Source organism: Pantoea sp. SIMBA_079 (assembly GCF_046940275.1).
In the GTDB taxonomy this organism is placed as follows: domain Bacteria; phylum Pseudomonadota; class Gammaproteobacteria; order Enterobacterales; family Enterobacteriaceae; genus Pantoea; species Pantoea borealis.
Genome location: NZ_JAWRYR010000160.1, coordinates 1 through 296, shown reverse-complemented (window position 1 = coordinate 296; position 296 = coordinate 1). Strand labels below are relative to the sequence as shown.

Below are 296 nucleotides of genomic sequence, written 5' to 3'. Positions count from 1 at the left end.
TTGCTGTCGTTAGGCAGCAGCGGGTTACTGTCACCGCGACCTTCTGCTTTAACACTTGGCCCCGGTGCCAGCTGCGTCGCCAGCAGCTGCGTAATAGCACGCGCGCGGGCCAGCGAAGATTCATAGGTAGAGGCAAAACGGCCATCCACAGCACGGTTGTCGGTATAGACCGAGACCAGAACAGTTCCCTTAACGCTTTTCATTGCGCCGGCGACGTGCGCCCGCCGCGCACGGCCACCCGGGTTGACGACGGTGCCATCCGGAACAAAGAGTTTATCGGCGGGGATGATGACTTT

Annotated in this window: 1 pseudogene; it reads right to left on the bottom strand. The window is 60.1% G+C overall.

Annotated features, from left to right (window positions below):
- A pseudogene (locus SB719_RS19550) lies at nt 1–296 on the bottom strand (hypothetical protein); the annotation flags it as partial.